This window comes from Microbulbifer epialgicus, assembly GCF_041447265.1.
Classification (GTDB): Bacteria; Pseudomonadota; Gammaproteobacteria; order Pseudomonadales; family Cellvibrionaceae; genus Microbulbifer; species Microbulbifer epialgicus.
In genome coordinates, this window is sequence record NZ_JBGMEK010000158.1 from 1 (window position 1) to 4,488 (window position 4,488).

Annotated in this window: 4 protein-coding genes; 2 read left to right on the forward strand and 2 right to left on the reverse strand. The window is 45.1% G+C overall.

Annotated features, from left to right (window positions below; translation table 11 throughout):
- Nucleotides 1–232 precede the first annotated feature (232 nt).
- Together ACCI49_RS23680 and ACCI49_RS23685 are read left to right on the forward strand one after the other, a co-directional pair.
- A complete protein-coding gene (locus ACCI49_RS23680) occupies nt 233–1,552 on the forward strand; it encodes an OprO/OprP family phosphate-selective porin (protein WP_371841710.1) in 1,320 nt (439 codons plus the stop codon).
- A 537-nt stretch (nt 1,553–2,089) separates the two neighbouring features.
- A complete protein-coding gene (locus ACCI49_RS23685; protein ID WP_371841712.1) occupies nt 2,090–2,419 on the forward strand; it encodes a heavy metal-binding domain-containing protein in 330 nt (109 codons plus the stop codon).
- 38 nt (nt 2,420–2,457) lie between these two features.
- On the opposite strand, the gene ACCI49_RS23690 is transcribed toward ACCI49_RS23685, so the two are convergent.
- Nucleotides 2,458–2,964, reverse strand: a complete 507-nt coding sequence (locus ACCI49_RS23690) for a porin family protein (RefSeq protein ID WP_371841713.1) — start codon at nt 2,962–2,964, stop codon at nt 2,458–2,460.
- Complete coding sequence (locus tag ACCI49_RS23695; protein WP_371841715.1) at nt 2,965–4,428, reverse strand: TonB-dependent receptor domain-containing protein; 1,464 nt, start codon at nt 4,426–4,428, stop codon at nt 2,965–2,967.
- Nucleotides 4,429–4,488: the final 60 nt, after the last annotated feature.

Sequence of the window (4,488 nt, forward strand, 5' to 3'; positions counted from 1 at the left end):
TACTAAAAAGGGGGAAGGAAAGAATACACTGCGCTCGGGACCGTATGAGGCATGGATGCCGATTACGAGCTTGCAGGGATGTATTCACAGCGCGTCTCGAGTGCAGTGTATTCTTTCCTTCTGAACCAGTAGTATAAAAAGGAAGAATAATGAGGTTTACGTATTTCTTACTGCCTACTAAACTGCTTCAACACACCATCATAATAATGGTAACCATGACAGGGAGCGTCATATGAAACGCTACGGCCTGTATTTTGCCTTAGCCAGTGTTTTTTTATCCAATACTACATTCGCCGATAGGGCCGAGACACAAGGCGGCCTCAAAATCATCTCTGATGACGAAAATTTACATGCAGAACTCGGCGGCATCATCCACTTTGATGGTTATATTTTTGATAAAGATGACAACTTTTTTTCCGAATTGGATGAAGACTTCTTTTTAATTCGGGGTTTTGAAGAGCCTGTGAACACCACTGAATTCCGTACTGTACGCCTGATAATGAGGGGTCGGTTGTGGAAGTGGGAATACAAATTAGAGCGCGATTTCGCTATTCCCGGAGTTGGCGGTCTTCTGGATGTCTATCTAACTACTGAAATCCATAACGGCAAATTCATCACTGGGAATTATAAACCCAGCCGCTCCATTGGCGAGCTAATCGGCCAAAACGACATCACAATGATGGAACGACCATTTGCCTCAGATGGCATTTATTTTGGTCGTGTCAGACAGCAGGGAATGGGCTGGCACACCCACTGGTGCTGCCATACATTTGGCATCGATCTGTTTAACCTACGCAGTCCTGGCAACCCACCTAACTCGGGTATCGGTGCCGCGACAAGGTTCACCTGGGCCCCTATCAATGACGAATTCAGTACACTTCATCTCGGTGCGTCACTAAGTTACGAGAACCCCAATAAGCGTACCCTTCCACGTGAGGCCCTTGTCGAATATTCCGGTCGCCGAGGCCCCAGGCAGCTGATTGCACTAAGCCCTGGCGGTAGTGACTTTTTCTTTGGGGCGTTTGGTGACGAGGAATTTTACCTAGGCAGCCCGGAAGGAAAGGTGCATTTCATTGGGCTCGAACTGGCCGGTACCCATGGGCCATTTTATCTCCAATCAGAATACGCTTTTGGTAATTTTTCCGGTGACTTTTTCCTTTCGGAACTTACTTTCGAGAATTTTTTTGGTGCCCCACCTGACTTTTTCTGTGATCCCTTCTTCGGCTGTTTTATAGGTGATCAGGATGTCCGAACTTGGTATGTGATGGGCAGCTGGGCTGTTACCGGGGAACACAAAGCTTACGATAAGAGAAAAGGGGTTTTTAAAGCTATTAAGCCCATTCCACCTGAGACAGCTCTAGAGGTTACCGCTCGGTATCAGTCTATCGAAAACAGAGACATTCCCAGCATGAAGGCAAGCAACTTTGTCTTTGGATTTAACTATTATTTCAACCCTAAAGTTCGCCTGATGTTCAATGTGACTCTGGGGGATAACAGCTTCAATGGCGATCAAACCAAACAATTCGCCGTTCGTATGCAGGCATTCTGGTAGAAATCTAGAAGGCGCCACTTCGCTAAAAACAAATAGTGAGTTGGGCATTGGCAAGGCTGTTATCAACCTCGAAGGGCCTAAAGTAAGCTATATCTTACAAGGACCCTTAATTACTCATTACATGCCATTATATTAATACCCCTGCACTGGAAAATAGCCAGCAGGCCATCTCTTTGACCAGGATCATTCCATGCGTAGAGAAAGGGGCGACCTCAAGTACGAAAAAGCCTGGGCTGACAACTGAATCCTGCACTATGTTATCACCAACCCAATAAAGAATTAACTGGATCGTGTGAACATTTGAAGAATCTCAAGTGCTGGCATAATTTTACTTCTGAAGAAGTTAGCTGGATAATAGCAACAGCTATGGCCACTATATACTACTGGGTCAGAAGGAAAGAAGTCACTGCACTCGCGACGCCCTGTGAATACATCCCTGTAAGCTCGTAATCGGCATCAATGCCTCGTACACTCCAGAGCGCAGTGTATTCTTTCCTTCCCCCTTTTTAGTAAATTCTATGTTCTCAAGGATGTAATATGATCCACTCAACCACCGAAACAATACCCGCACGAGAAATCGAAGAAATACTCGGTGTAGTTACAGGTAATGTTGTTCAATCTAAACATATCGGTCGTGACGTTATGGCTGGCTTAAAGAGTATAGTTGGAGGGGAGATTCGAGGCTATACAGAAATGTTGACTGAAGCCAGGAAAGTGGCTTTTCAGCGACTGATTGAAAGTGCGCGTCAAAAGGGGGCCGATGCGGTAGTAGGTGTTCGTTTTACTACTAGCGCCATTATGGATGGCTCATGTGAAATATTGGTTTTCGGGACGGCTGTAAAACTAAAAAAAGCCAAGCGAACTTAGGTTCGCTTGGCCGCAAGGACATATAAGGAAGGTGCTATCTAGAAATTGTATTTAAAGCGTACGCCATATCTCATCGGCGCAGAAAAAGGACCCGATACCAAGCCATCACTACCATCAGCCCAGTAAGCAACTTTTTCATCGGTCAAATTATTGCCAAAAGCTTCAATATTCCACTGGTCATCAGGGCTTGCATACTTAATAGATGCATTAACCATAACGAAAGCATCTCGACCGTCATCATAGGCTGAGGTATCACCAACCGGAAAATCATGCTTATCAACATTCCAATAGGTCAAATAGGATTCATCCTCCCAGTGAATGCCGACAAACGGAATGATTGCACCACCGTGAGCCAATTCGAAGGTGTGGTCATAGTTTATGGTAAAGCTGAACTCAGGTGATACCGCCAACTCATTACCCTTCAAGTTACGATACAACTCTTCATTAGAATTATCATGAGCTTGGCCGTAATCGTCGATCAAGAATAGTGACTGGTTATTAAAATTCCACCGATTAAAGAAATCAGAGGTGATTTCCGTTTGCATTCAAGTGGCAAAACCATTGATTCTGCCATTTGGGTAAGGAGCCCAGTCAAACTCCAATTCAAGCCCCATGATTTGTGAATTTGCGGCATTCTTAGTGAGGAAAATTATATGCGGTTCCGAAGTAATCTCACCAGTTAAATTACCCTCATCATCTCGTTCCTCAGCATAAAACGAGTATGCAGTATCAGGTGCTGCCAGCTGCATATCCTTGTACTTGGAAAAAAAGAAAGTTCCAGTCAGGTTTAAACGCCCATCCAGTACTGTACCTTTCGCTCCCAGCTCCCAGGTGACCACTTTTTCCTCATCATAACTGGTATCTATTACCTGCTGAACAATCTTATTTCCATCATCGTCGTATAGATAATCTGCTGTTTCTGGGTCTTGCTCATATTGAATTACAACATCTCCCAGGCCGCCGGACTTAAATCCCGATGCGACATACGCATACAGCATCACTTCATCAGTTAAATCGTAATCTAAACCAACACGGAAATCAGACGAACTCCAACTCTTGCTGACATCATTGTAAGTTGTGATCGTATAAATTGAACTGTCAGCAAAGTGATTATTTGACAGGGCATTTAATCTGCCCGGTAAATACGCTGGGAAGCAACCATACTCACCCGTTTCTTCTGGCTCCACGGACCAATCACGCTCACAGCTCAGGTTATTGCCACCCTCATCACTCTTCTGATCTTCAGTGTAACGACCACCAATAGTCAGATGAACAGTATCAGTTAGGGCATACGTGGCCTGAGCAAAAACCGCACCAGCCTCGATAGTCCTGTCCGGCTGCCTCCAGAAAGTGGCATTAGCTTGCGAAGCAAGAAAATATCCATTTAGGTCGGTAGTTTCTTCAAAATAAAACAGACCAGATATCCACTGCAGAGGCCCATCTCCAGTAGATTGCAGCTGAAACTCATGAGAATAAGAAATATTCTCTGAGTCAGTAATGCTCATACTCATATCCCATCTATTCCGCCCAGCATCAATATCGATCAGGTTGCTGCGATCCTGAACGGCATAGCCCATGTTATAAATAAAAGCTAAGGAATCACTGAAATCCCAACGGACATTGGAGCGGAAAGAATCCATGGTGATATCCAGATTTCCTGGCACATTGACCGCGACAGCGTACTCATCAGCACCTGGACCATAGTAGGTTTCACAATCGACACCATCTGCACGCTCCGCTGCCTTTTCGCAATCGATAGTGTTTATGCCTCCGGCGCTACTATCCTCATAGTGCTCATAAACGGCATGCCAGGAAATACTCTCGGTTGGTTGCCATAGGGCACCAACACGCATCCCCCGCTGATCTACATTGCCATAAAAATCGTCTGAATCGGCTTTTACCAGGGATACATCCTCTGAAGCCCACCAGTTATCATCTTGAATAAAGGTTCGGGCCTCATTATCCGCTATTATTAACCCGGTGGCTCTATAGTTCTGTATAATACCCAAATGGATATTATTGATGCAAGAAAATTACCCGCTTCCGCGCAGGAAGAGAAACGCCGAACT

Coding starts and splice junctions, on each gene's coding strand:
- ACCI49_RS23680 (WP_371841710.1), top strand. CDS start 233: ATGAAACGCTACGGCCTGTATTTTGCCTTAGCCAGTGTTTTTTTATCC.
- ACCI49_RS23685 (WP_371841712.1), top strand. CDS start 2,090: ATGATCCACTCAACCACCGAAACAATACCCGCACGAGAAATCGAAGAA.
- ACCI49_RS23690 (WP_371841713.1), bottom strand. CDS start 2,964: ATGCAAACGGAAATCACCTCTGATTTCTTTAATCGGTGGAATTTTAAT.